The 26,152-nt window shown below is 63.9% G+C and carries 20 protein-coding genes and 2 tRNA genes; 10 read left to right on the forward strand and 12 right to left on the reverse strand.

What is annotated here, in order from left to right; translation table 11 throughout:
- Positions 1-43: 43 nt before the first annotated feature.
- The 5 genes from JAO85_RS04020 to JAO85_RS04040 form a co-directional block, all read right to left on the reverse strand.
- A tRNA-Lys gene (locus tag JAO85_RS04020) sits at positions 44-119 on the reverse strand.
- A gap of 49 nt (positions 120-168) precedes the next feature.
- Positions 169-244: transfer RNA gene (locus JAO85_RS04025), tRNA-Lys, on the reverse strand.
- Between the two features lie 79 nt (positions 245-323).
- A complete protein-coding gene (locus tag JAO85_RS04030) occupies positions 324-1,202 on the reverse strand; it encodes an NAD(P)-dependent oxidoreductase (RefSeq protein ID WP_202787553.1) in 879 nt (292 codons plus the stop codon).
- A gap of 200 nt (positions 1,203-1,402) precedes the next feature.
- Positions 1,403-2,380 (reverse strand): GMP reductase, encoded by a 978-nt coding sequence (locus JAO85_RS04035; RefSeq protein WP_202787554.1) that lies wholly within the window; start codon positions 2,378-2,380, stop codon positions 1,403-1,405.
- 199 nt (positions 2,381-2,579) lie between these two features.
- Positions 2,580-3,227 carry a TetR/AcrR family transcriptional regulator gene (locus JAO85_RS04040; protein ID WP_202787555.1) on the reverse strand — a complete coding sequence of 216 codons (648 nt, stop codon included), beginning with the start codon at positions 3,225-3,227 and terminating at the stop codon, positions 2,580-2,582.
- A 106-nt stretch (positions 3,228-3,333) separates the two neighbouring features.
- Between JAO85_RS04040 and JAO85_RS04045 the strand changes: the two genes are divergently transcribed.
- From JAO85_RS04045 to JAO85_RS04060, 4 genes are all read left to right on the forward strand, one after another.
- Positions 3,334-4,830, forward strand: a complete 1,497-nt coding sequence (locus tag JAO85_RS04045) for an efflux transporter outer membrane subunit (protein WP_202787556.1) — start codon at positions 3,334-3,336, stop codon at positions 4,828-4,830.
- Between the two features lie 124 nt (positions 4,831-4,954).
- Positions 4,955-6,127 carry an HlyD family secretion protein gene (locus JAO85_RS04050; protein WP_087864694.1) on the forward strand — a complete coding sequence of 391 codons (1,173 nt, stop codon included), beginning with the start codon at positions 4,955-4,957 and terminating at the stop codon, positions 6,125-6,127.
- Positions 6,128-6,134: 7 nt separating this feature from the next.
- On the forward strand, positions 6,135-7,715 hold the full coding sequence (locus JAO85_RS04055; protein WP_003067803.1) for a DHA2 family efflux MFS transporter permease subunit: 1,581 nt from the start codon (positions 6,135-6,137) through the stop codon (positions 7,713-7,715).
- Between the two features lie 182 nt (positions 7,716-7,897).
- Complete coding sequence (locus tag JAO85_RS04060) at positions 7,898-10,381, forward strand: UvrD-helicase domain-containing protein (protein ID WP_202787557.1); 2,484 nt, start codon at positions 7,898-7,900, stop codon at positions 10,379-10,381.
- A gap of 67 nt (positions 10,382-10,448) precedes the next feature.
- Here JAO85_RS04060 and JAO85_RS04065 read toward each other — a convergent pair whose 3' ends face one another.
- From JAO85_RS04065 to JAO85_RS04080, 4 genes are all read right to left on the reverse strand, one after another.
- Positions 10,449-12,449 carry a PhoX family phosphatase gene (locus JAO85_RS04065; RefSeq protein ID WP_202787558.1) on the reverse strand — a complete coding sequence of 667 codons (2,001 nt, stop codon included), beginning with the start codon at positions 12,447-12,449 and terminating at the stop codon, positions 10,449-10,451.
- Positions 12,450-12,680: 231 nt separating this feature from the next.
- Positions 12,681-13,511 carry a BPSS1780 family membrane protein gene (locus JAO85_RS04070; RefSeq protein WP_003067798.1) on the reverse strand — a complete coding sequence of 277 codons (831 nt, stop codon included), beginning with the start codon at positions 13,509-13,511 and terminating at the stop codon, positions 12,681-12,683.
- Positions 13,512-13,623: 112 nt separating this feature from the next.
- Positions 13,624-14,580 carry a homoserine kinase gene (locus tag JAO85_RS04075; RefSeq protein WP_003067796.1) on the reverse strand — a complete coding sequence of 319 codons (957 nt, stop codon included), beginning with the start codon at positions 14,578-14,580 and terminating at the stop codon, positions 13,624-13,626.
- Positions 14,581-14,692: 112 nt separating this feature from the next.
- Positions 14,693-15,055 (reverse strand): hypothetical protein, encoded by a 363-nt coding sequence (locus JAO85_RS04080; RefSeq protein ID WP_003067794.1) that lies wholly within the window; start codon positions 15,053-15,055, stop codon positions 14,693-14,695.
- 100 nt (positions 15,056-15,155) lie between these two features.
- Between JAO85_RS04080 and polA the strand changes: the two genes are divergently transcribed.
- From polA to JAO85_RS04105, 5 genes are all read left to right on the forward strand, one after another.
- Positions 15,156-17,969, forward strand: coding sequence for a DNA polymerase I (gene polA / locus JAO85_RS04085; RefSeq protein WP_202787559.1), 2,814 nt, complete (start codon positions 15,156-15,158; stop codon positions 17,967-17,969).
- A gap of 206 nt (positions 17,970-18,175) precedes the next feature.
- A complete protein-coding gene (locus JAO85_RS04090) occupies positions 18,176-18,838 on the forward strand; it encodes an AzlC family ABC transporter permease (RefSeq protein ID WP_034362752.1) in 663 nt (220 codons plus the stop codon).
- Complete coding sequence (locus tag JAO85_RS04095; RefSeq protein ID WP_003067787.1) at positions 18,835-19,146, forward strand: AzlD domain-containing protein; 312 nt, start codon at positions 18,835-18,837, stop codon at positions 19,144-19,146. Before JAO85_RS04090 ends, JAO85_RS04095 begins: the two co-directional genes overlap by 4 nt.
- A gap of 95 nt (positions 19,147-19,241) precedes the next feature.
- Positions 19,242-20,147 (forward strand): dienelactone hydrolase family protein, encoded by a 906-nt coding sequence (locus JAO85_RS04100; RefSeq protein WP_202787560.1) that lies wholly within the window; start codon positions 19,242-19,244, stop codon positions 20,145-20,147.
- Positions 20,148-20,347: 200 nt separating this feature from the next.
- Entirely contained in the window at positions 20,348-21,307 is a 960-nt protein-coding gene (locus JAO85_RS04105) for a ZIP family metal transporter (RefSeq protein ID WP_087865121.1), read from the forward strand.
- Positions 21,308-21,355: 48 nt separating this feature from the next.
- Here JAO85_RS04105 and JAO85_RS04110 read toward each other — a convergent pair whose 3' ends face one another.
- The 3 genes from JAO85_RS04110 to JAO85_RS04120 all read right to left on the reverse strand — a co-directional run bounded on the left by JAO85_RS04110 (position 21,356) and on the right by JAO85_RS04120 (position 24,302).
- Complete coding sequence (locus JAO85_RS04110) at positions 21,356-22,093, reverse strand: LytTR family DNA-binding domain-containing protein (RefSeq protein WP_087865120.1); 738 nt, start codon at positions 22,091-22,093, stop codon at positions 21,356-21,358.
- Positions 22,074-23,144, reverse strand: a complete 1,071-nt coding sequence (locus JAO85_RS04115) for a sensor histidine kinase (RefSeq protein WP_202787561.1) — start codon at positions 23,142-23,144, stop codon at positions 22,074-22,076. The genes JAO85_RS04110 and JAO85_RS04115 overlap by 20 nt, the downstream gene beginning before the upstream one ends.
- A gap of 192 nt (positions 23,145-23,336) precedes the next feature.
- Positions 23,337-24,302 carry a DMT family transporter gene (locus JAO85_RS04120; protein ID WP_039051182.1) on the reverse strand — a complete coding sequence of 322 codons (966 nt, stop codon included), beginning with the start codon at positions 24,300-24,302 and terminating at the stop codon, positions 23,337-23,339.
- A gap of 339 nt (positions 24,303-24,641) precedes the next feature.
- Between JAO85_RS04120 and argH the strand changes: the two genes are divergently transcribed.
- Positions 24,642-26,090 (forward strand): argininosuccinate lyase, encoded by a 1,449-nt coding sequence (argH, locus tag JAO85_RS04125; protein WP_034353260.1) that lies wholly within the window; start codon positions 24,642-24,644, stop codon positions 26,088-26,090.
- Positions 26,091-26,152: the final 62 nt, after the last annotated feature.

A 26,152-nucleotide genomic window follows, 5' to 3' on the forward strand; every position in this document is an offset into this window, starting at 1 on the left:
TAAACCGGAGGATCGATCTGAAGCATCAGACCGAATAAATTTTTGGTGGGCCCTGAGTGATTCGAACACTCGACCAACGGATTAAGAGTCCGCTGCTCTACCAACTGAGCTAAGAGCCCGCCGGAGTAAATCCGGAGGATCAATCTGAAGAATCAGACTGAAGAAATTTGGTGGGCCCTGAGTGATTCGAACACTCGACCAACGGATTAAGAGTCCGCTGCTCTACCAGCTGAGCTAAGAGCCCCACACGATGCCTGCGCTGCAAGCAAGACCGCAATTATGCGCTAATTCTGGAGGGCTTGCAGGAAAACCCGCGGATTTTTTTAATCCAGTGCGTTGCGGCGTTGCAATTCCACGAACAGACCCGCCTGGTCCAGGTCGCCCAGGCCGTTTTTCACTCCCTCGGCATAGAGCTGCTCCAGCAGGCCGGTGATGGGCGCGTCAAAGCCGACTTCCTCGGCCGTGGCGATGGCGTTGCGCATGTCCTTGAGCTGCACCGTCATGCGCCCGCGTGGCGCAAAGTCGTGCTTGATCATGCGTTCGCCATGCACTTGCAGGATGCGGCTGTCGGCAAAGCCGCCGGAGATGGCTTCACGCACCTTGGCAGGGTCGGCGCCGCCACGTTCGGCCAGCAGCAGCGCTTCGGCCACGGCACCGATGGTGATGCCCACGATCATCTGGTTGGCCAGTTTCGCGAGCTGGCCTGCGCCGTGCGGGCCCACATGGGTGGCACGGCCAAGCGCTGCAAAGACGGGCAGGGCATGTTCGAAATCCGCAGCCTCGCCACCGGCCATGATGGCCAGCGTGCCGGCTTGCGCACCCAGCGTGCCGCCCGAGACGGGAGCATCCAGATGCCGCACGCCCAGCGCGGCAAGCTTGTCGGCATGTTCACGCGCCTCGCGCGGCTGGATGGAAGCCATGTCGATGAACAGCGAGCCCTTGGGCATGGCATCGGCAACCCCCAGCGTGAACAGCACTTCGCCCACGATGGCGCCGCTCTCCAGCAGGCTCACGGCAAAGTCCACGCCGCGCACGGCATCTGCCGCGCTGTCGTGGATGCTCACGCCATCGGCAGCCAGCGGCTCGGCCTTGGCGCGGGTGCGGTTCCAGGCGTGGACCTCATGGCCGGCCTGAGCCAGGCGGCGGGCCATGGGCAGGCCCATCATGCCCGTGCCCAGAACTGCGATCTTCAATGTGTTCATGGCGTTGTTTCCCTGGAGCTTTTATGAATGACGACATGCTAAGCCCTGGTGAAGGCCGCAATCGCGGCCATGATCACAGATCAGTTGTGCGCGCAGGATGCAGAAAAAGGGATAGCTGAAAACAACAAGGGCAGCCTGAGCTGCCCTTGTTGCTTTTTTTTGGAGGTTCACCTTCGCGCTGGTGAGTCGCGCCTGGCGGCCTACATCAGCAGATGCTCGCCGGCATTGTCGCCGCCGAGGATGACGTAGTTGACCTTGCGGATGTCCATGAGCTTGGTGCCGCCTGCGTAGCTGATGGAGGACTGCACGTCCTGCTGCATCTCGACCAGCGTGTTCATCAGCGGGCCCTTGACGGGCTCCAGAATGCGCTTGCCTTCCACATGCTTGTACTCGCCCTTGTTGAAGTCGGAGGCCGAGCCGTAGTATTCCTTGAACAGCTGGCCGTCCACTTCCACGGTCTTGCCGGGCGACTCTTCATGGCCCGCAAACAGGGAGCCTATCATCACCATGGTGGCACCGAAACGAATGCTCTTGGCGATGTCGCCGTGGCTGCGGATGCCGCCGTCGGCAATGATGGGCTTGGTCGCCACGCGGGCGCACCACTTGAGCGCCGACAGCTGCCAGCCGCCCGTGCCGAAGCCGGTCTTGAGCTTGGTGATGCAAACCTTGCCGGGACCCACGCCGACCTTGGTGGCGTCCGCACCCCAGTTTTCGAGGTCGATCACGGCCTCGGGCGTGGCGACGTTGCCGGCAATCACAAAGGCCGCAGGGATCTTGGCCTTGATGTAGGCAATCATGTTCTTCACGCTCTCGGCATGGCCGTGGGCAATGTCGATGGTGATGTATTCGGGGCAGATGCCGTCGGCCACGAAACGGTCCACCGTTTCGCAGTCCGGCTGCTTGACACCCAGAGAGATGGAGGCAAACAGTCCCTTGGACTGCATGTCCTTGGTGAAGGCCACGTTGTCGATGTCAAAACGGTGCATCACATAGAAGAAGCCGTTTTGTGCCAGATAAGTGCAGATCTTCTCGTCCACCACCGTCTTCATGTTGGCGGGCACCACAGGCAGCTTGAAGCTGCGGTTGCCCAGCACCACGCTGGTGTCACATTCCGAACGGCTTTCCACGCGGCACATGCGGGGAAGCAGAAGAATGTTGTCGTAGTCGAAGATTTCCATGGTTCCAAGCTCCGGAAAAGGTCACGGCGGGAATCTCACCCACCTCAATTTTCAAGGATAGGCGCTTGGCTTGGAGCCCGGTTTTTGGCAGTGCCGGCATGCAGCAGGCAAAAAAAACCGGACCTCAAAAAACTTGGGCCCGGTGATTGATTCTATACGGCGTCGGCGCAAATCGTATGTTCCGACATCGTTATGAGGGTTATAAGGGCTTTCTTATAGCGTCACTTTTGCCCTGTGTGTCACCCGGTGTGCCATAGACCCGCATAAAGGCATCCACAGCGCGCTCGGTGCACAGGGCAATCTCCTGCGCAGAGGGGGCGGGCAGGTGCTGGAACATGAAGCGCGGCAGCAACTCGGCCTCCAGCAGCGCCAGCAGATGATGGCGCATGACTTCTGTATCGGCACTGCGCAGCAGGCGGCGCTCTATGCCCTGCTGCAAGAAGGCATTGATGGCGGCGTTGCCGCGCGCCGGTCCCATGTCCCAGCAGCGTTGGCCGATATTGGCGCGACCGCCTTCGGAGACCAGCAGGCGGCGCACGGACATCACCTCTGGCGAATACAGCAGGCCCAGGAAACGCTGGCCAAAGTTGCACAGCGTCTGCGCCGCATCGTCATTGCCGGTCTGCAGCGCCAGCATGGTGTTCTGGAAGTCGGCCTCGGAGGCCTGGAACATCACCTCCAGAAACAGCGCTTCCTTGGACGGGAAGTAGTTGTAGAGCGTGGCCTTGGAGCCGCCCAGCCGCGTGCATATCTCGGACATGGAAGTGCGCTCGAAGCCCAGTTCGCCAAAGGTGGCCGCTGCAACGTCAATGATGGCTTGTCGCTTTTCTTCCGTTTTGGTGCGCATGGGGCGAAATGTCCTGGGGCGGTTGTGATGTCTTTCAGTGTAGCGCTTGCGATCTCAAACGCTGGAAACATATACTGTACAGTACAGTTCATTATTAAAGTATTTCATGACTCAATGCATAGCCGCCGCGCCGCAGAGGATTCGGCGCGGGCGCCATGGCTGGTGGGTTCTGGGCTTGCCGGCGGTTCTGGCAGCCTGTGCCCAGATTCCCGAATGGGAGGGCAAGGCCATGCTGGCGCAGCCCGTGCCCGAGACTCTGCAGGCTGCAAGCCATGCCCCGCCCATGGACTGGCCCAGCCAGCAATGGTGGCAGCGCTATGGCGACGCACAGCTCGATCAGCTGATCGCCGAGGCCCTGGAGGGCGCTCCCGATATGGCGGCCGCCGCAGCCCGCGTGCTGCAGGCCAGGGCCATGCTGGGTGTGAGCGAGGCGGCCTCTGCGCCGCAGCTTTCCGCCCGCGCCTCGGTCAGCGAGGACAAGCTCAGCTACAACCATCTGACGCCAGAGGCCTTCGCGCCGCGCGGCATGAATGACTATGGCCGCGCCACGCTGGACCTGAGCTGGTCGCTGGATCTGTGGGGCAAGCAGCGCGCCGCCGTGGCCGCCGCTGCCGGCGAGCTGGCAGCGCGCGAGGCCGATGCCGCCCAGGCGCGTCTCTTGCTGTCCAGCAATGTGGCCCTGGCCTATGCACAGCTGCTGCGTCTGGCCGCCAATACGCAGACGCTGGAGCAATCGGTGCAGGTGCGCCGGACCACGGCCGAGTTGTTTGAGCAGCGCTATGCCAACGGGCTCGAAAACCAGGGCAGCGTGCACAGCGCCAGGGCGCGTCTGGCGGCTGCACAGGCCGAGCTGGCACAGATGCAGGAACAGCTCGGCTTGCAGCGCAACAGCATTGCGGCGCTGATTGGCGCCGCTCCCGATCGTGGTGCGGCCATCGTGCTCGATGCCGGGCGCCTGCAATCGCCGTGGCAGCAGCAATGGGCCTTGCCCGAGCAGTTGCCGGCGCATCTGCTGGGCCGTCGCCCCGATGTGGTGGCGGCCCGCCTGCAGGCACAGGCGTTGGAGTCGCGCGTGGCATCGCAACAGGCCGAGTTCTATCCCGATGTGAATCTCAGCGCCTTTGTCGGCGTGCAGTCGCTGGGCCTGGACATGCTGACCCGAAGCGGCTCCAGCATCGCCAGCGTAGGCCCGGCCGTCAGCCTGCCGATCTTCAATGGCGGCCGCTTGCGCTCGCAACTGGGGGCAGCGCGTGCCCGTTATGACGAGGCCGTGGCCCAGTACCGCAGCACGCTGAACCGGGCCTTGCAGGAGGTGGCGGACAACGCCGTCAGCCAGCAGGCGCTGCAGCAGCAGCTGACGGCCATGCAGCAGGCCGTGACGGCCGCGACCGAGGCGCATCGCGTGGCGCGCAACCGCTATGAGGGCGGGCTGGCGCGCTATCTCGATGTGCTGTCGGCGGAAGACCAGCTGCTTGCCAGCGTGCGCCAGCTGGTCGATGTGCAGTCGCGCGCCCTGACGCTCGATATCGGTCTGCATCGCGCACTGGGCGGCGGCTGGAGCGAGTCAGCCGGCGTCCAGCATGCGGCTTTGCCAAAGGCCTGAGCCACTTTCCAGAACTGAATCACGACTTGCGCAAAACAGGTTCGGGCAAGACGGCTGCCTCAGCAGGCAGGCCTCGAATGCAGTCCTGTTTGCGTGACTCCCAGAATATTTCCGAGGTTTTTGTATGACTGAAAACGCTTCTTCCGTGAGCGCGAATCCTGCTGTGCGCGAACAGCGCCGCAACCGGCTGCTGGCCGGGCTGGCTGGCGTGGTGCTGCTTGCCGGTGCGGCCGCCGGCGCCTATTGGTGGCTGCATGCCTCCCACTTCGTTTCCACCGACAACGCCTATGCGGCGGCCGAGGTGGCGCAGGTCACGCCATCCATTGGTGGCACGGTGCTGGAGGTGCTGGTCAGGGACACCCAGGCCGTCAAGCAAGGCGATGTGCTGCTGCGCATCGATCCCACGGATGCCAGGCTGGCACTGGCCCAGGCCGAGGCCGAGCTGGCCCGCGCCATGCGCCGCGTCAAGGGCTATGTGGCCAATGATGGCGGCCTCAAGGCCCAGGTGACGGCCCGCGAGGCCGATGAAAAGCGCGCGGCCGCGCAGCTGCTGGCGGCCGAGGCCGATATGGAGCGTGCCACCATCGATTTGCAGCGCCGCCAGGCCTTGGCCAGGAGCGGTTCGGTCTCGGGCGAGGAGCTGACGCAGGCGCAGAACGCCTTTGCCGCAGCGAAGGCGCAGCTCGCATCGGCCGTGGCCGCGCAGGCACAGGCCAGGGCCAACCGCGAGGCCGCCATTGGTGCCAAGCAGGTCAACGCCACCTTGATCGAGGGTGCAGATGCCGAGACCAATCCCGAGGTGCAGCTGGCGCAGGCGCGTCGCGATCAGGCCCAGGTCGATCTGGATCGCAGCACGGTGCGCGCTCCCGTCGATGGCGTGGTGGCCAGGCGCAGCGTGCAGATCGGTCAGCGCGTGCAGGCCGGTGCGCCCTTGATGACGGTGGTGCCGGTGCAGCGGATCTATGTGGATGCCAACTTCAAGGAGGGCCAGCTGGGCAAGGTGCGCGTGGGCCAGCGCGTGCAGCTGCAGTCCGATCTCTACGGCAGCGATGTGAAGTACAGCGGCACTGTGGTGGGCTTCAGCGGCGGCTCTGGCTCGGCGTTTGCAGCCATTCCCGCGCAGAACGCCACGGGCAACTGGATCAAGGTGGTGCAGCGCCTGCCGGTGCGCATTCAGCTCGATGCCGCCGAGCTGGCCCGCAACCCGCTGCGCGTGGGCCTGTCCATGCAGGTGACGGTGGACACCCGCAGCGGCCCTGCCGACGCAGCCGGCGTGGCGACCACGGCCGCGCAGTGAGCGTCTCATGAGCGATCACAACGCAAGTGCGGCCGCAGCGGCCGATGCGCCCGCCGTGCCCATGGCCGCCGGCATGGTGCCGCTGACGGGGGGCACGCTGTGGCTGGCGGCCCTGGTGCTGGCCGCGGCCAATTTCATGGCCGTGCTGGACATGACGGTGGCCAATGTCTCCGTGCCCAGCATCGCCGGCAATCTGGGCGCGACCACCAGCCAGGGCACCTGGGTCATCACCAGCTATGCGGTGGCCGAGGCCATCACCGTGCCGCTGACCGGCTGGCTGGCGGCGCGCTTCGGCGCGGTGCGCGTGTTTGCCACGGCCATGGGCTTGTTCGGTCTGGCATCGCTGCTGTGCGGCCTGGCCAATTCGCTGGGCATGCTGGTGTTTGCGCGCATCTTGCAGGGCCTGGCCGGCGGCCCGCTGATGCCGCTGTCCCAGTCGCTGCTGCTGCGCATCTTCCCGCCGCGGATGGCGCCTGCGGCCATCGGTCTGTGGTCCATGACCACGCTGATCGCCCCCGTGCTGGGCCCCATCGTGGGCGGCTGGATCTGCGACGAGTACACCTGGCACTGGATCTTTCTGATCAACATCCCGGTGGCCCTGGTCTGCGCGTTCGCGGTCTGGCATCTGGTCAGGCGCTACGAGCAGCCGCTGCTCAAGAACCCCATAGACACTGTGGGCCTGGTGTTGCTCATCGTCTGGGTGGGTTCGCTGCAGCTGATGCTGGACGAAGGCAAGAACCTGGACTGGTTTGCCTCGCCCATGATCGTGGCGCTGGCCGTGGTCGCCGTGGTGGGCTTTGCGGCCTTCATGATATGGGAGCTGCATGCCGAGCACCCGATCGTTGATCTGCGCGTCTTCAGGCATCGCGGCTTTTCCATGGCCGTGCTGACCATCAGTCTGGCGTTTGCGGCCTTCTTCGCCGTCAATGTGCTCACGCCGCTGTGGCTGCAGAGCTTCATGGGCTACACGGCCACGCTGGCGGGTCTGGTCACGGCCTGGACGGGCTTGTTCGCGCTGTTCGTGGCGCCGGCTGCGGCCGGGCTGGCGGCCCGGGTGGACCCGCGCCGGCTGATCTTTGGCGGCGTGTTCTGGATGGGGGTGATCACCTTCTGGCGCGCGTTCGCGACCACGGACATGGGCTATTGGGACATCGCCCTGCCGCTGATGTTCATGGGGCTGGGTCTGCCGTTCTTCTTCATCCCGACCACCGGGCTGGCGCTGGCCAGCGTGGAGCCGCAGGAGATGGACAACGCCGCCGGCCTGATGAACTTTCTGCGCACCCTCTCGGGCGCGGCTGCGGTCTCCGTGGTCAACACGGCCTGGGAGAATGGCACGACGCGCAAGCATGCGGATCTGGTGGGTTTGAGCGATGCCAGCGGCGAGGTGTTGCACGGGCTGCAGCAGTCGGGCATGAGTCCCGATGCGGCGCTGTCGGCGCTCGATCAGCTCATCACCAGCCAGAGCGTGATGCTGGCCACCAACCAGATCATGTTCATCATCGCGGGCGGCTTTGTGCTGGCAGCCTGCGCGATCTGGTTGGCACCGAGGCCGAGCCGCACGGTCGAGCCCGGTGCGGGTGGACACTGAGTGTGAGTGCCGTGGCTTGAATGAATTGATAGCTGCTTGCGCTTAATATTCTTGAGTTTCAGATATGAAAGTATCTGAAATTCATATTTATCAGGCGCAAGCAGCTTTTCTTTCAGGAGCATGAAGCCACGAAAGCAGCAGCAAGTCGAAGGGAGTCGCCAGCATTTCTACAATGGGGGGCTATGTTCCCGATCGACCTGCTTGACTCCGCGCCAGACGGTGCAAATTCCGGCGCCAATCCCGCCTCTCACTCGCCCCTGCTGACCGGCCTCAACGATGAGCAGCTGGCCGCGGTGACCCTGCCTGCGGGCCATGCGCTGATTCTGGCGGGTGCCGGCTCGGGCAAGACGCGTGTGCTGACCACGCGTATCGCCTGGCTGCTGCAGACCGGTCAGGCCACGCCCGGCTCCATCATGGCCGTGACCTTCACCAACAAGGCCGCCAAGGAGATGCTCACGCGCCTGTCGGCCATGCTGCCCTACAACGTGCGCGGCATGTGGATAGGCACGTTCCACGGCTTGTGCAACCGACTGCTGCGCGCCCACTATCAGGCCGCGAAGTTGCCCCAGGCGTTCCAGATTCTGGATACGCAAGACCAGCTCTCGGCCATCAAGCGTCTGTGCAAGCAGTTCAATGTGGACGATGAGCGCTTTCCGCCCAAGCAGCTGATGTACTTCATTGCGGGCTGCAAGGAAGAGGGCATGCGCCCTGGCGATGTGGTGGCGACCGACCCCGACACTCGCAAGAAAGTGGAGCTGTACCAGCTCTACGAAGAGCAATGCCAGCGCGAAGGCGTGGTCGATTTCGGCGAGCTGATGCTGCGCAGCTACGAGCTGCTGCGTGACGATGCCCATCTGCGCCACCACTATCAACGCCGCTTTCAGCACATCCTGGTGGACGAGTTCCAGGACACCAACAAGCTGCAGTACCAGTGGCTCAAGCAACTGGCGGGCGACGATGTGGGCGGGCGCTACGAGTCGGCTGCCAGCGTGATTGCCGTGGGTGACGACGACCAGAGCATCTATGCCTTTCGCGGAGCGCGCGTGGGCAATATGGCCGACTTCATCCGCGAGTTCGACGTCAAAAACCAGATCAAGCTGGAGCAGAACTATCGCTCCTTCAGCAACATCCTCGACTGCGCCAATGCGCTGATCAGCCACAACAGCAACCGCCTGGGCAAGAACCTGCGCACCAGCCAGGGCCCGGGCGAGCCGGTGCGCATCTACGAGGCGCCCAGCGATCTGGCCGAGGCTGCGTGGATGGTCGACGAGATCAAGCAGCTGGTCAGAAACGATGGCTTCACGCGCCAGGAAATTGCCGTGCTCTACCGCAGCAATGCGCAAAGCCGGGTGATCGAGTCGGCGCTGTTCAATTCCAAAATTCCCTACCGTGTGTATGGCGGCCTGCGCTTTTTCGAGCGCGCCGAAATCAAGCACGCCCTGGCCTATCTGCGCCTGCTGGAGAACCCGCACGACGACACCAGTTTCCTGCGCGTGGTGAACTTCCCCGCACGCGGTATCGGCGCGCGCACGATCGAAGTCCTGCAGGACACGGCACGCAGCAGCGGCACTTCGCTGAGCGATGCCGTCACCGCCGTGGGCGGCGCGGCAGGCACCAAGCTGCAGGGCTTTGTGGCCCAGATCGATGTGCTGCGCGAGCAGACGCAGGGGCGCACGCTGCGTGAAATCATCGAGACCGTGGAAGAGCAAAGCGGGCTGATCGAGCATTACCGCAACGAGAAGGAAGGCGCGGACCGCATCGAGAACTTGCAGGAACTGGTCACGGCTGCCGAGAGCTTTGTGACCCAGGAAGGCTTTGGCCGCGATGCCGTGGCCATGCCGCTGGACGAGCAGCAGAATGCGCCGCAGCTGAGCCAGTCGCCGGTCAGCCAGGGGCTGGACCCGAATCAGCCGCTGCTGGACGAGGCGCTCAGGGCACCGGCAGGTACGGCAGCCTCCATGGTCAATGCCGATACCGGCGAGACGCTGTCGCCGCTGCAGGCCTTTCTCGTGCATGCGGCACTGGAAGCGGGCGACAACCAGGCCCAGGCGGGCCAGGATGCCGTGCAGCTGATGACCGTGCATGCCTCCAAGGGCCTGGAGTTCGATGCCGTGTTCATCGGCGGTGTGGAGGAAGGCCTGTTCCCGCACGAGAACGCCATGATGGATCGTGGCGGTCTGGAGGAGGAACGGCGCCTGGCCTATGTGGCCATCACGCGTGCGCGCAAGCGTCTGTATCTGAGCCATTCGCAGACGCGCATGCTGCATGGCCAGACGCGCTACAACGTCAAGAGCCGTTTCTTTGACGAGCTGCCTGAGGAAGCGCTCAAGTGGATCACGCCCAGGCAAAGCGGCTTTGGCAGTTTTGCGCCCTCTTCAGGCGCCGGTGGTGCCTGGGGATCAAGGGCTGGAGGTCAATACGGCTCGGGCTCGGGCTGGGGCGGCAAGCAGACCGAAGTCTTTGCCAGCCCGCCCGTGCCGCAGCAAAAGGCCGAGCCCGCGCACGGCATCAAGGCCGGTATCGCGGTGTTCCACAACAAGTTTGGCGAGGGCAAGGTGCTGGCGGTGGAAGGCTCGGGTGACGATGCGCGCGCACAGGTCAGCTTTGGCCGCCATGGCACCAAGTGGCTGGCGCTTGCGATTGCCAAGCTGACGATTGTGGACTGAGGCATAGCGCCTTTGCCCAGCAAAAAGCCGCCTTGTAGAAGGCGGCTTTTTTATGAGGCGTTGGCGCTTATTTGGCGCTGAGCTTCATCTGGGCGGGCGAGGCCGTGATGTAGCCCACGGCGGAGCCGAACTTGTCCTTGTAGTTGGCCTTGATCAGCGGATCCAGCTGGGTCTTGACGTTGGCGTGGATGCCGCCCCAGTCGCCAGCGTGCTGGAAGTTGCTCATGATGTAGGTCCAGCCGTTGATCTCGTCCACGGCATGCAGGCCCGTGGATTCACCGCCTGCGGGCACGGACAGCACGCGCGACAGCTGCTTGGTGTCCACGTTGTAGGCCCACATGAAGTTGTTGACGTGCTGGCTGCTGTCCTCGCCGATGAACAGGGTGCGCATTTTCTCCGAGAACTTGAGGTTGTCGGGGTTGGCAATCTTGTTGGGGTTGGCGGTGTTACCCAGGGCGTCGCCCTTGAGGGTCTTGCCGTCGCTGTCCAGCAGATCCTCGCCAGCCAGCAGGGGAGCCGTGTCCACGGGCATCCATTCGCTGCTGATGGCTGCGCCGTCGGTATCCTTCTGGCCGCCCTTGAGGTTCAGCGCCATCACCACGCCGGCGACCAGCTGCTTGGGCACGGAGACGCCGTTGCTAGGCACGTTGGCGGCATTGCCGGCCACCATGGAGGACTGCACGTTCTGCAGGGCGGAGTAGGCGATCTTGTCCTTGGCGTTGACGGTCGTGCCTTCCATCTTGGTAAAGCCCATGCTGGCGCCCTTGAAGGCGGCGTAGCGGTGGGTTTCGAGGAAGGCGGCAGCCTTGTCCATGCCGGGGTTGATCTTGATCCACTCGACCTTGCCGTTGGCCGTGATCTTGGTGTAGCTGGAGTCGCTGGGGTCGGCCTTGAGCACGGTCATGATGTCCGCAGGCTTGAGCGTGTTGGCCAGGTTTTCGATCTCGGCGCTGGTGGCAGAACCCAGCTTGATCCAGGTCAGGGGTGCAGCGCTCTTGGCTGCAGGGTCGATGGAGAAGCCCGCGCCGACCTTGGCGGCATACAGCGTGCCCGAGGACAGGTCTTTTTCCTTGTCTGCCACGAAGACGAAATAGCCGCTGTTGGTGGCATCGTCACCCATGAGGGCGGTGCGCTGGTCGGGCATGACCTGCACCAGCTCGTGCGAGATGCGGCCCATGCAGAAGTGCTTCTTGATGGTGGCCGTGCCGTCGACATTGACGATCACTTCGGGCATGTGGCCGTAGTGGTAGGGGTTAGCCTTGCTGCTATCGCCGTAGAGGTTCTGGCTGAAGGCCTGCAACTGAGCGTTGGAAGAAGCAAATGCGTCGGGCTCGTACTCTTCCGACGACAGATGGGTGCCCCAGGGCGACAGACTGGCACCGCAGGTGATCCACAGACCGTGGACCTTGGAGGTGTCCACATTGTGGTATTTCACCAGGCTCAGCTTGCCGGTGCTCTGATCCTGGTCCAGCGTCAGCACGGCGATGGGCGAGGGCAGCTTGCCGTACATATCGGTCGTGCCGTCCTGAGCCCAGGTGGTGTACTCGAACTGCACCACGGCAAAGACGGGCTTGCCCTTGACGCCGTCCACCTTGGCATTGGGCACGGTCAGCAGCGAGGTGCCGTCGGGCGAATCGGAGAAGAAGTGGCGCTCTTTGCCTGCGACCGTCTTGTCGATGATCTTGTTGTTGTAGATGTCGTAGTAACCACCGGCCAGCACCTGGTCGCCCTTGCCGTTGGAGACCATGTCGCCGGTCACGAAGAAAGGCTGATAGCCCAGGTCGTAGACCTGCTCGCTCTTGTCGTCGAACGCCACCTTGAGCTGCGAAGCCACATACATGGTGGCCATATTGGCGGGCGTGGTCAGCGTGGGCGCCGCCATGCTGGTGAAGGTGGCGGAAACATAATTCTTGGTGACAGGAGGCGTTGTCGGCGTTGTGTTGTCATCGTCACCACCACCACATGCGGCCAGCAGGCTGGATGCGGACACGACCGAACCCAGTGGGAGCAGAGGAGCGCCGGAAAAGAGTTGCAGGGCCTTACGACGGCTGAGCAGATTTTGTGCCATGAGAGTTTCGCAGTGTGGGGTGAAGCGCAGACTTGGGGCCGCGCTGAATTGGATGAATGCCAGGACATGAGATGCATGCCTTGGTCAGTCCTGCGAATCCTAGGAAACGAATATGACAGTGCCGTGGCGGCTTGATGACGCCGGGATGAATGATCTGCTGGCGTGGGCCTGTGTTCAGCCCATAAAAAAGCCCCGACCTGGGGGCGGGGCTGATGCGGGGAGTGCTCGAGCTTAGGAATCCGATGATGGCGGCGCTGTGCCCGACGAGGAGTCGATCAGAGTCTGGTCGTCATCGGGCGGGCTGAAGCTGTCACGGAAGGTAAACACGATCGAGGTAAAAAAGATGGCTGCCAGCATCAGTGCCGTTGCCACCATCAGGCCACCGGCAATGCTGCCGATGAGCATGGCAAGGATGCCGGTCACGATGGCCAGGGCCATGCCTGAGACGATGAACACGCCGATCCAGCAGACACCGAACACCAGATAGGCACCGATATTGCGAATGCAGCCGACAAAGCTGAAGAACAGCGATTTGACGGGGCTGATGCCATGCCAGTGGATGAGCGCCGGAGCATGCCAGAAGGCCAGCGACAGCGGCAGGTAGAGAAACATGCTCAGCCACATGGCGGACTGGAACTCGGGCTCTTCGGCCAGTTCTCGGGTCATGGGAGTCTGACCCAGGTAGACGCTGGCAAACGTGCCGCCGTCCACAAGGCTGGAGGCACCGATGATAAGCAAAAAGCCTGCGGCATAGAGGCCGCCCAGCATCAGCATGGAGTGCAGATGCTGGCTGCCGGAGCGGAAAGCCACCAGCAGCAGCGCCGGTGTGGGCTTGCGGCCGTGGGCGGCTTCGGATGCCGCGACCATCATGGTCAGCGAGATGCATGGCAGCAGTGCCAGTGCAATGACAGGGCCGATCAGCGGCAGGGCCGAGATCAGAGACATGCTGGCCATGCCCAGAAAGAACAGGGCGGCCAGGGCCAGGGGCTGGCTTTTGAAGGTGCGCAGACCCTGCAGCACCCATTGCAGACCGGTGCCGGGTGGAACGATTTGAAGTTTCATGGAAGAGGCTGAAATACTTTTGCGAGAGCGTGCAAAAGTCGCTTCTTGCACTGTACCCGAGACGGCTGAGCGGGGCCATCAAAAGCCCCGGAGCAATCAGCTTGCCTGGTACTCAGTCCAGCGTCAGCGGATGTGCGATGCGCTGGCTCAGCACGCGCTCGAAGTGGGTGGGGTCGTGAGGCTGCAGCAGTGCGGCTTCACGCGGCAGATGGAAGTCCCAGAGGCGGGAGATCCAGAAACGCAGGGCGCCGGCACGCAACTGGGCGTTGAGCAACTCGCGCTCGGGCCCGGTCAGAGGACGCACGGACTGGTAGGCCGCAAGCATGGCTTTGGCGCGCTCGGCATCATGTGCACCTGTTGCGTGATCGATACACCAATCGTTGAGGCAGACCGCCAGATCGAAGAGCCAGGTGTCCACGCCCGCGAAATAGAAGTCGAAAAAGCCGGTCAGCCGGTCGCCGTCGAACATCACGTTGTCGCGGAACAGGTCGGCATGGATGGGGCCGCGCGGCAGGGCTGCATAGCTGGCCGAGGCGGCGATATGGTTCTGATAGGCCAACTCGGCGCGCAGCATGGCGGCGGTTTCCTCGCCCAGATGGGGCAGGACCACGGGCACGGTTTCATTCCACCAGGGTAGGCCGCGCAGATTGGGCTGCTGGCGGTTGTAGTCCTGACCGGCCAGATGCATGCGCGCCAGCATCTCGCCCACGGCAGCGCAGTGCACGGCAGCCGGGGTCAGCTGGCTCTTGCCGGCCAGTCGGTTGACGATGGATGCGGGCTTGCCGCAGACCTTGAGCAGAATGTCACCGCTGCGTGTCTCGCCCTGCGGGTCCGGCACGGGAATCCCGGCTTGTGCCAGGTGCTTCATCAGGTAGAGGTAAAAAGGCAGCTGCTCGGCACTCAGGCGCTCGAACAGTGTCAGCACCCACTCTCCCTGGTCGGTCGTCAGAAAATAGTTGGTGTTTTCAATGCCGCCTTGAATGCCGCGCAATTCCTTGAACGCGCCTAGGGACATGCGGCGCAGCAGCTCGCGCGCATCTTTATCGGAAACTTCGGTGAAAACAGCCATGGTGAATACGCCGGTCTGGGGCGACCGACCGAACTAGCGGGGAGAAGGTGTCTATATGCAACAGGGCAGTGAAGCACTGCCCTGTCATGAATGGGGAAAAGCGCGCCGCGCTTCAGAATTTGATGAAATTCCAGACGCGGGTGCCCGTGGTGTCGCCGCTGTTGTTGTCGCGGTTGCGGGCTGCGCGGGCGCCGTCGTTGGACTGTACCTCGTACTCGGGCATGGAGCCGACCTTGGGTTGCACGGTGATGCTCTGGGTCTGACCGCCCACACGGGTTTCATCCACACGGCTGCCAGCATCTTCCACGCGGATATGTTCGATCCGCTGGTTGTGCCTGCCGGTCGCCGCCGCGTTGTCCTGCTGGCCCTGGGGCGCAGGAGCGACCACGGCATTGGCCGGAGCAGGAGTGGGGGACTGGGCCAGAACGGATCCGGCAGCCAGGCTCAGGATGATGAAAAGTGGTGCAGCGCGCATGATGCATAGATTGTAGGGCGACTTCGAATTGTCCCACCAGGCGCAGCCTGTCTTTGGGCTGCAGCTCGGAGGAGCCGGGCACGCGTGCACAATCCGGGGTATGAGCAATTCCAAGACCCTGGTGCTGGTGGACGGCTCCAGCTACCTCTACCGCGCCTACCATGCCATGCCCGACCTGCGGGCGATTCCCGGCGACCCGGCCAGCCCGGCCACGGGCGCCATCCGCGGCATGGTGAACATGATGCAGGCGCTGAGGAAGGATGTGCAGGCCGATTACGCCGTCTGCGTGTTCGACGCCTCGGGCCCGACCTTCCGCGACGAGATGTACACCGAGTACAAGGCCACGCGCTCGCCCATGCCCGATGACTTGCGCAGCCAGATCGAGCCCATCCACGAGGTGGTTCAGCTGCTGGGCTGGAAGGTGGTGGCCGTGCCCGGCGTGGAAGCCGATGACGTGATCGCCACGCTGGCGCAGACCGCGGCGGCCCAGGGCATAAAGGTCATCGTCTCCAGCGGCGACAAGGACTTGAGTCAGCTGGTGGGCGAGCATGTGACCATCATCGACACCATGAACGGCAAGAAGCGCGACGTGGCGGGAGTGACGGCCGAGTTCGGCGTGCCGCCGGCGCTGATGATCGACTACCAGGCCCTGGTGGGCGACACCGTGGACAACGTGCCCGGCGTGACCAAGGTCGGACCCAAGACCGCCGCCAAGTGGCTGGAGGAGCATGGTTCGCTGGACAATCTGATCGCCCGCGCCGCAGATATCAAGGGCGTTGCCGGTCAGAACCTGCGCGATGCGATTGCCAGCGGCCAGCTGGCGCTGAGCCGCCAGTTGGTGACCATGAAGACCGATTGCGATCTGTCCTCCTATATCAGCGGCCTGCCGCAGCTCGATGCCATCACGCTGGCCGAGCCCGATAGCGCAGCGCTTGCGCCCTTCTACGAGAAATACGGCTTCAAGGGGCTGGTGCGCACGCTGGGCGCCGCCGCAGCCGAAGCCAAGGCGGCCAAGCCAGGCAAGGCTGCCAAGGTCGACAGTGCCCAGGGCGGCCTGTTCGATGCCGATGACGCGGCGGCGACCGAGGTCGCCGTGACTGCCCAGCAGCGCGATGTGCTCTACACCACCATCCTGAGCGAGGCTCAGCTCGATGAATGGCTGGCCAAGATCAGCGCCGCCGAGCTGACCGCGCTGGATACAGAGACCGATTCGCTGGACGAGATGGTGGCCCGCATCGTCGGCATCTCCTTCAGCGTGGCCGTGGGGGAGGCCGCCTATATTCCGCTGCGCCACGAAGGCATGGACGTGCCCGAGCAGCTCGATATGGACATGGTGCTGGCCAGGCTCAAGCCCTGGCTGGAAGATGCCGGCAAGAAGAAGCTGGGTCAGCATGTCAAATACGACCAGCATGTGTTTGCCAACCACGGCATCACCGTGCGCGGCTATGCGCACGACACCATGCTGCAGTCCTATGTGCTCGAAGCCGACCGTCCGCACAATCTGACCAGCCTGGCGCTGCGCCATGTGAGTCGCAGCGGCATCAGCTACGAGGACCTGTGCGGCAAGGGCAAGAACCAGATTCCGTTTGCCCAGGTGAGCGTGGACAAGGCCGCGGCGTACAGCTGCGAGGACTCCGACCAGACCCTGGATGTGCACAACACCTTGTGGCCGCGCATCCAGGCCCATGCCGGTCTGCTGCATATCTACGAGCTGGAAATGCAGACCAGCGAAGCGCTGTTTCGCATCGAGCGCAATGGCGTGAGCATCGACGCTGGCGAGCTGGCACGCCAGAGCAACGATCTGGGCGCGCGCATCCTCAAGCTCGAGGAAGAGGCTTACGAGATTGCGGGCCAGCCCTTCAATCTGTCCTCGCCCAAGCAACTGGGCGAGATCTTCTTCGACAAGCTGGGCATGCCTGTCGTGAAGAAGACCGCCACCGGCGCGCGCAGCACGGACGAGGAAGTGCTGGAAAAGCTGGCCGAGGACTATCCGCTGCCCGCCAAGCTGCTTGAGCACCGCTCGCTGTCCAAGCTCAAGGGCACCTACACCGACAAGCTGGCGCAGATGGCCCTGCCCAGCGATGGCCGCGTGCACACCCACTACGCCCAGGCCGTGGCGGTGACGGGGCGCCTGTCCAGCAATGACCCCAATCTGCAGAACATTCCGGTGCGCACGCCCGAAGGCCGCCGCGTGCGCGAAGCCTTTGTGGCACCCGAGGGCAAGCTGATTGCCAGCGCCGATTATTCACAGATCGAGCTGCGCATCATGGCCCATCTGTCGGGCGACGAGGCCCTGCTGAGCGCCTTCAAGAACGGCCTGGACGTGCACCGGGCGACGGCGGCCGAAGTCTTCGGCGTGAGTGTGGACGAGGTCAGCAGCGAGCAGCGCCGCTATGCCAAGGTCATCAACTTCGGCCTGATCTACGGCATGAGCAGCTTCGGCCTGGCCAAGAACCTGGGCATTGAAACCAAGGCGGCGGCCGCCTATATCGACAAGTACTTCCAGCGCTATCCCGGCGTGAAGCGCTATATGGACCAGACCGTGGAGCTGGCCCACGCCCAGGGCTATGTGGAGACCGTGTTTGGCCGCCGCCTGGTGCTGCCCGAGATCAATGGCGGCAACGGCCCGCGCAAGAAAGCGGCCGAGCGCGCCGCCATCAACGCCCCCATGCAGGGCACGGCGGCCGATCTGATCAAGAAGGCCATGGTGGCCGTGCAGGCCAGGCTGGATACCGAAAAGCCCGAGGTGCTGGTCATCATGCAGGTGCATGACGAACTGGTGTTCGAGCTGCCCGAGTCCGCCAGGGACTGGGTGCAGGCCGAGATCCCGGCCATCATGGCCGGCGTGGCCGACCTGTCCGTGCCGCTGCTGGCCGAGATCGGCTTTGGCAGCAGCTGGGAAAAGGCGCATTGAGCTTTTCACCCAAACGCGCACTGATACGCGTTCGTTCCGGGGCGACTAGGTCTTGCCGAGACGAATCCTTAAAAAAGAGAGCTGCTTGCGCTTTCTAATAAAGAACTTCAGCTTGTTTTTGACCTGAAGTGCTTTGTTCACATGCGCTGTCAGCTCCTGAATTGTTCTGGCTTGTTGCGGGAAATATCTTGTTCAAAGGCTTTGCAATGACGCCCGCCGTGCGCATGGGGTTGTCGATTTCGGTGGCGACGGGGCTGTACGGCATCTCCTTCGGTGCACTTTCCGTGGCGGCCGGCCTCAATCTCTGGCAGACCATGGCGCTGAGCGCGTTGATGTTCACGGGCGGTTCGCAGTTCGCCTTCATCGGCGTGGTTGCCGGTGGCGGCAGCGGCATGGCGGCCGTGAGCGCTGCCTCGCTTCTGGGCGTGCGCAATGCCATCTACGGCATGCAGATGAGCCGTCTGCTGGGTGTCAAAGGGCTGCAGCGCTGGCTGGCCGCGCACTGGACCATCGACGAATCTGCGGCCACGGCATCGGGGCAGGAAGATCTGGCCGAGCAGCGGCGCGGCTTCTGGGTTGCCGGGGCGGGCGTGTTCCTGCTCTGGAATCTGTTCACCTTGCTGGGCGCGCTGATGGGCAATGCACTGGGCGACACGCGCCGCTTCGGTCTCGACGGAGCCGCCGTGGCGGCCTTTCTCGGTCTGCTCTGGCCGCGCCTCAATGCGCGCGAGCCGGTGGCGCTGGCACTGGGCTGCGGGCTGGTCACGGCCCTGGCCATACCCTGGGTGCCCGCAGGCGTGCCGATTCTGCTGGCCGCGGCCCTGGGCGCCTTCTGGGGCTGGGTGCGCCCTTCGGAGGCCGAGCAATGACGCTGTCTTTGTGGCAATGGATCTTGCTGGCCTGTGCGCTGGCCTTTGTGACCAAGCTGCTGGGCTACAGCCTGCCCGAGCGCTGGATGCGCAGCCCGCGCATGGCCCAGATCGCGGCCTGTCTGACGGTGGCGCTGCTGGCATCGCTGACGGTGATGAACACACTGGCCAGCGGCACGCGCATCAGCCTGGATGCGCGCCTGGGCGCCTTGCTGGTGGCGGCGCTTGCCCTGTGGCTGCGGGCACCGTTCTTGCTGGTGGTGATTCTGGGTGCGGCCGCTGCGGCGCTGCTGCGCTGGCTGGTCTGAGCTGACAGCAAGGCACTGGCTTTAGACTGCATGGCCAGCCCGGCTTGCTGCGCAAGCCGGGCTGGCTTGAGATTCCATCAACCCAAGGAGGATCCATGAAGTACGAAGACATCGCTCAGGATATGCAAGGGCTGCTTGGCGGTCGCGCCGATGCCCGGCCCAGCCGCCGCGCGGCCTTGCGCACAGCCCTGGGGGCCGGCCTGGGCGTGGGCTATGCCTGCGCTGCCGGACCGGTCATGGCACAGACGGCCATCAAGACTCCGGTCGACGGCCTGACGGCAGGTGAGGTCAGCATCGATGTCAAAGGCTTCAAGCTGCCGGTCTACAGGGCCATGCCTGCGGGCAGGCAGAATCTGCCCGTGGTGCTGGTGATCTCCGAAATCTTCGGCGTGCACGAATACATTGCCGACACCTGCCGCCGCCTGGCTCGTGCCGGCTATCTGGCGATAGCGCCCGACCTGTTTGTGCGCCAGGGCGACCCCATGGCCTATGCCGAGATGGCCAAGCTCATGAGCGAGGTGATCTCCAAGGTACCCGATGCCCAGGTCATGGGCGATCTGGACGCGGCCGTGCAATGGGCGGGTACGCAGGGCGGCGATGTGAAGAAGCTGGCCATCACCGGCTTTTGCTGGGGCGGTCGCATCACCTGGCTCTATGCGGCGCATGCCCCGCTCAAGGCCGGCGTGGCCTGGTACGGGCGGCTGCAGGGCAACAAGAACGATTTGCAGCCCAGCTATCCGCTGGAACTGGTGGGACAGCTCAAGGCGCCGGTGCTGGGCCTGTACGGCGGCAAGGACACCGGCATTCCGCTTGAGTCGGTCGAAGCCATGAAGGCTGCGCTCAAGACCGGCTCTGCCGCAGCCAGAGCCTCGGAGTTCGTGATCTTCCCCGATGCACCCCATGCCTTCCATGCCGACTACCGCCCCAGCTACCGCGAGCAGGCTGCGCAGGACGGCTGGACGCGCATGCTGACCTGGTTCAACCAGCATGGCGTGGCCTGATGCCCCATGCGCCGAAATTTTCGGCACGGGGGGCTTGACAGCTTTGCTAAGGTGAAAGAAGTCCCGGCATGCCATGCACATCATGCGCATCCGGGGCTGACGGTATGGGGATAGTCGCAAGCGGGCAGCCTTGGGCCGCGCATTCTGCGAAAATCCTCAAGATTCGCCTGTAAAAGGTTGCGGTTAAGCCATATAAAGCTATGACATTGGTAGCAATTATTCTGGCCACCCTGGCTGCTGGTATCGGCAGCGTCTGGGTGGCCGCCTTGTTGATGAGTCTGGGAGGGGGGCGCACGCCAGGGCTGATGCCCCAGCGTCTGCTGAGCCTGGCGGCGGGAGCCTTGCTCGCCACGGCCTTTATGCATTTGCTGCCCGAGGCGTTCGAGAGCCACGGCAAGTCCCATGATCTGTTCGTGGTGCTGCTGATCGGGCTGGTGTTTTTCTTTCTGTTGTCCAAGGCCGAGCTCTGGCACCACGGCCATGAGCATTCGCATGGCGACGCCCACCAGCATGTTCCCGTGCACCATGCTCACGGTCATGGCCACGATTACCAGCATGGTCACGCCCGCCATGAGCATGGCGAGCATACGCACGCCCACAGCCATGGCAAGGGCGGCTGGGCCATTCTGACGGGCGACAGCGTGCATTGCTTTGGCGATGGGGTGCTGATTGCATCGGCTTTCGTGGCCGACATCCGTCTGGGCCTGATCGCCGCCCTGTCGGTGCTGGCGCACGAGGTGCCTCACCACATGGGCGATATCGTGGTGCTGCGCCAGTCCAGCAGCAATCGCCGCGTGGCGCTGATCAAGGTGTCCATGGCAGGAGCCGTGACCACGCTGGGCGGGGTGGCCGGCTATTTCCTCATCGGACAGCTGCATGAGCTGCTGCCATATTTCCTGGTCATTGCGTCGAGCAGCTTTATCTATGTGGCGCTGGCCGACCTGATTCCCCAGCTGCAAAAGCGCCTGAGCGCCAAGGAAACCGCAGCCCAGGTCTTCTGGCTGCTGCTGGGCATCGTCATCGTGACGGTGATGAGCGGTGCGGCGCACAACCATGGACACGAGCATGAGCACGATCATGGCGCCGAGGTCGGGCATTCGCACGAGCCCGCCCCCGCGCCCGCGGCTGCCCATGAAGCGGCGCACAAGCACGAACATTGATTGCAACTGCAGTCGATAAAAAAACCGGCTTCCAGCCGGTTTTTTCATTCAGGAAATATCTTTGAGTTCGGTCTTGACCGCCGCCAGCTGGCGGCGCGATACCGGCAGCAGCTCGCTGACGCCCTGCAGGCGCAGACCCCAGCCTTCGCCTTCCTGCGGGTCGTCATATTTCTCGAGGCCGCGCAGGGCCGCACGCAGCACCAGGGCGTTGCGGTGTATGCGCAGCAGGTGCTCGCCATGGCGGGTTTCGAGATCGGCCAGCGCTCCGTCGAGGATGTAGTTGCGCTGCACGGTGCGCACGGTGATGTATTTCTGCTCGGCCTTGAGAAAACGTACTTCGGACAGCGGCAGCCGCAGCGTGCCGCCGCGCTCCTGGATCAGCAGCACGGGGCCGCTGTCCACGACGCTGCGCGCGCTCAGCGCACGTTCGGCCTTCTGCAGCGATTGCTGCAGGCGTTCCAGGCGTACGGGCTTGGTCAGATAGTCCACGGCATCGAGCTCGAAAGCCTGTAGCGCATGGCTGGCATGCGCTGTCACGAACACGATGGCGGGCGGGTTGGGCAGCTCGGCCAGAGCCGCTGCCAGTCGCAGCCCGTTGTGGCCCGGCATGTGGATGTCCAGCAGCACCAGTTGCACCGGGGCCGGCTGTGCGGCCTGCAGCATCTGCAGGGCTTGTTCGCCGTCGGCGGCTTCCTGGATATGGTGGGGGCCATGTGCGCAGTCGCCGAGCAGAGTGCGCAGTCTGGCGCGAGCCAGAGCTTCGTCATCAACGATCAGAATGTGCATGGCGGGATTGTCCCGGTTTTGGCGCGCTCTGCTGCAAAGGCACGCTCAGGCGCACTACATACAGCCCGTCGCGCACCTTGGCGCTGAAACTGCCTTGCAGATCGTGCAGCAGCGACAGCCTGGCCTTGACATTGTCCAGGGCCATGCCATGGCCCGTGCTTTGATGCTCGGCGCTGGCCGGCGGCAAGGTGTTGATGATCTGGATCAGCGCCTCGTTGCCGCGCCTTTCGGTGCGGACCTGCAGCTTGCCGCCGCGCGCATTGGGCTCCACGCCGTGACGGATGGCGTTCTCCACCAGCGGCTGCAGCAGCAGCGGCGGCAGCAGCGCGCCATGCACGCTTTCATCGAGCTGCCACTGCATCTGCAGCCGCTCGCCAAAGCGAACCTGCTCTATGGACAGATAGCGCTGGGCCAGCTCTATCTCCTGGGCCAGCGTGGTGGTCAGATGGGGTTCGGCCAGCGCATAGCGAAACAGGTCGCTGAGGTCCTCGAGCAAGGCCTCGGCCTTGGCGGGTTCGGCACGCACCAGCGCAATCGCGCTGTTGAGGGTGTTGAACAGAAAATGCGGTCTGATGCGTGACTGCAGCTCGGTGAGACGGGCCTGGGTCTGCGCCGGCGTGTTGCCGCGCGCGCGCAGCACCAGCGCCGTCACCAGCAGCGCGGCCAGCAGGCCTCCCGTGACGGCACTGGCCAGCCAGGGGACTTTGGCTATGCCTATGAAGAGCAGCATGCCGCAGGCGTAAAGCCCCGCCAGGGCACCCAGCAGCACGCCGGCCAGATACTGGCCGCGCGTGCCCAGGCGCTGCAACTGGTGCTTGAGGCTGCAGGCTGCTATCAGCCAGACCAGGGTGCCGGGCAGGCAAGCCCCGGTGAGCAGGGCGGCGCTGGAAAACCACTCCCAGAGCGAGTCCGCGCCATAGATGGCGGCCGTGCTCACCACCACCTGTACAAACAGCACGGCACGCAGGACCACACCGGCATTGCAGGCGTCAAACACCAGGACCGTGCGGGCCGATGCGGGAGTGGCGGCGATGAGCGGTGAGATGGGCACTGGCGGTCTGGAGCAGGACGGTGTTTGGGATGCAGACTGGAGCGGGCTGAAAATGCACCAAGGGCATTCCTGCCGACAGGGCTGCATGCCCGGTCCGAATTGGCGCGAGTCCTGCGATTATTGGCCAGCAGCCGCTGTGCAACTGCAATTCGCGCGGCATCTGTCGGTTCGATGCATCAGCTTTGTGCTGACTCAACCCGAGGCCGCCGCCCGGCTGGCGGCCTGATAGCGTCTGAGCGACCAGACCACGCCCGCAAGAATCAGCAGCATGGGGGCCAGTTCCGCGAGCAGGGGCAGGCGCTGTTCATAGAGGAAGTGGTAGGCCAGGGCGAACAAGGTCTCGAATACCAGCAACTGGCCCACGAAGGTGATGGGCAGGCGCTGGCTGGCGGCATTCCACATCCAGTTGCCCAGCCAGGACGAGAGTACGGCCACGGCCAGGTTCAACAGCCAGAACAGCTGCCAGCGCTGGGCTGGAATGTCGGGGTTGTTGGCGCCGCTGGCCTCCGGCGAGACCAGCCAGAGCAGCGCCCAGAGCAAGGCGCTGATCAGCCCTACGACCAGACCCCAGAGCGTGGACCATTCCGTGCCGTTGAAGCGGCTCTGCGCCAGATAGCGGGTGTTGTCCAGCGCGTAGCGGCTCCAGCAGAGCATGGCCAGCACGGCCATCAGCACGCCCAGCAGATAGCGCCCCTGGCTGCCTTCGGGCCCTGTGGTCAGCGCATGGGCGTTGACGAGCACGATGCCGGTCAGGATCAGTGCCATCGGCGCCAGCATGCGGCGCAGCGGAAGCGCGCCATGGGTGTTGCGGCCCAGCAGCGGCACGGTGACGGGAACCAGGCCCACGATCAGCGAGGTCACGGCCATGCCTATCCATTGCACGGCCGTGGCAACCAGGGCAAAGTACACCACATTGCCCGTCAGGGCCAGCCAGACCAGATGCCGGATATCGGCCGCTTGCAGCCTGGGCAGCAGCCTGGTGGCCCGAGGCAGAAAAACGCATAAGGCCACCACGCCATAGAGCACGAAGCGGCCAAAGGTGATCTGCAGCGGCGAGAACTCCGGCAGCATGGCCGGCACGAGAAAAATCGCGCCCCAGAGCGCGCAGGCGGCCAGCGCAAAACCGAGGCCGGAAATCAGGGAAGAGCGGGAATGCATGCCAGGAGGCGCGTCAGCCGCTTGGGCAGCGGCCTGGGAGGGAAGTGAGCGGGGACGATGTGATTGTCCGCGCAAGCCAGAAACCGGGTGGCTGCAGCCGGATTTGTCGGCTCGGGGAAATAAGACTTGCAGGCCTTATCCATCAAGTACATGGTGCTATTGATTAGTGAGTTTTTTGGGCGCGAATGCCGCTTTGTCGCAGTGGCCGGCAATGGCTCTGGGGTGCTCTGGCGCCGGCGCCGGGTCAGGCCGATAAAATCCCTGTTTCTGCTTTGCACAGCCGTCACGCCAAACTTCTGCATTGGGCGGCCTGTGGTTTTACGGGATTGTTGCCCTCACATGTCTACATCTGCTCCTTCGCACAACCAGCTCGATTCCAAGGCCGAAGCCTGGTCTGCCCTGTTCTCCGAACCCATGAGCGACCTGGTCAAGCGCTACACCTCCAGCGTGTTCTTTGACAAGCGCATGTGGCAGGCCGACATCCAGGGCTCTCTGGCACACGCCGAAATGCTGTCGGCCCAGAAGATCATTGCAGCCGAAGATTTCGCCTCCATCCAGAAGGGCATGGCGCAGATCACGGCCGAGATCGAGGCCGGCACTTTCGAGTGGAAGCTGGATCTGGAGGACGTGCACCTGAACATCGAGGCGCGCCTGACCCAGCTGGTCGGCGATGCCGGCAAGCGTCTGCACACCGGCCGCAGCCGCAACGACCAGGTGGCCACCGACGTGCGCCTGTGGCTGCGCAGCGAGATCGACCTGATCGAAGGCCTGCTCAAGGAGCTGCAACGCTCGCTGGTCGACGTGGCTGCCAAGAACGTGGACGTGATCCTGCCCGGTTTCACCCATCTGCAAGTGGCCCAGCCCGTGAGCTTCGGCCACCATATGCTGGCCTATGTGGAAATGTTCAAGCGCGACGCCGAGCGCATGCTGGACGTGCGCAAGCGCGTCAACGTGCTGCCCCTGGGCTCTGCCGCCCTGGCCGGCACCACCTACCCGCTGGACCGCGAGCGCGTGGCCAAGACCCTGGGCATGGAAGGCGTGAGCCAGAACTCGCTGGACGGCGTGTCCGACCGCGACTTCGCCATCGAGTTCACCGCTGCTGCCTCGCTGTGCATGGTGCACGTGAGCCGCCTGTCGGAAGAGCTGATCATCTGGATGAGCCAGAACTTCGGTTTCATCAAGATCGCCGACCGCTTCACCACCGGCTCGTCCATCATGCCCCAGAAGAAGAACCCCGACGTGCCCGAGCTGGCACGCGGCAAGACCGGCCGCGTGGTCGGTCATCTGATGGGCCTGATCACGCTGATGAAGGGCCAGCCCCTGGCCTACAACAAGGACAACCAGGAAGACAAGGAGCCGCTGTTCGACACGGTGGACACCCTCAAGGACACGCTGCGCATCTTCGCCGAGATGATCGGCGGCCAGCTCAACCCCGCCAGCGGCGTCAAGGAAGGCGGCATCACCGTGAATGCCGAGAACATGCGCGCTGCAGCTCTGAAGGGCTATGCCACGGCCACCGACCTGGCCGACTATCTGGTCAAGAAGGGTCTGCCCTTCCGTGACGCCCACGAAACCGTGGCTCACGCCGTGAAGCTGGCCACCATGAAGGGCGTGGACCTGACCGAGCTGCCGCTGGCCGAGCTGCAGGCCTTCAACCCCAATATCGAGGCCGATGTGTTCGAGGCCCTGAGTCTGGAAGGCTCGCTCAATGCCCGCAACACGCTGGGCGGTACGGCTCCGGCGCAGGTGCGTGCGCAACTGGCCAAGCACCACGCTCGTCTGGCCTGATGGACTCAAGCACTGTGGCGTAACGTTCACGCCTTGAAAGCGCCCTTTGCCGGGCGCTTTTG

The organism is Comamonas sp. NyZ500 (assembly GCF_016772095.1).
Taxonomy (GTDB): Bacteria; Pseudomonadota; Gammaproteobacteria; order Burkholderiales; family Burkholderiaceae_C; genus Comamonas; species Comamonas thiooxydans.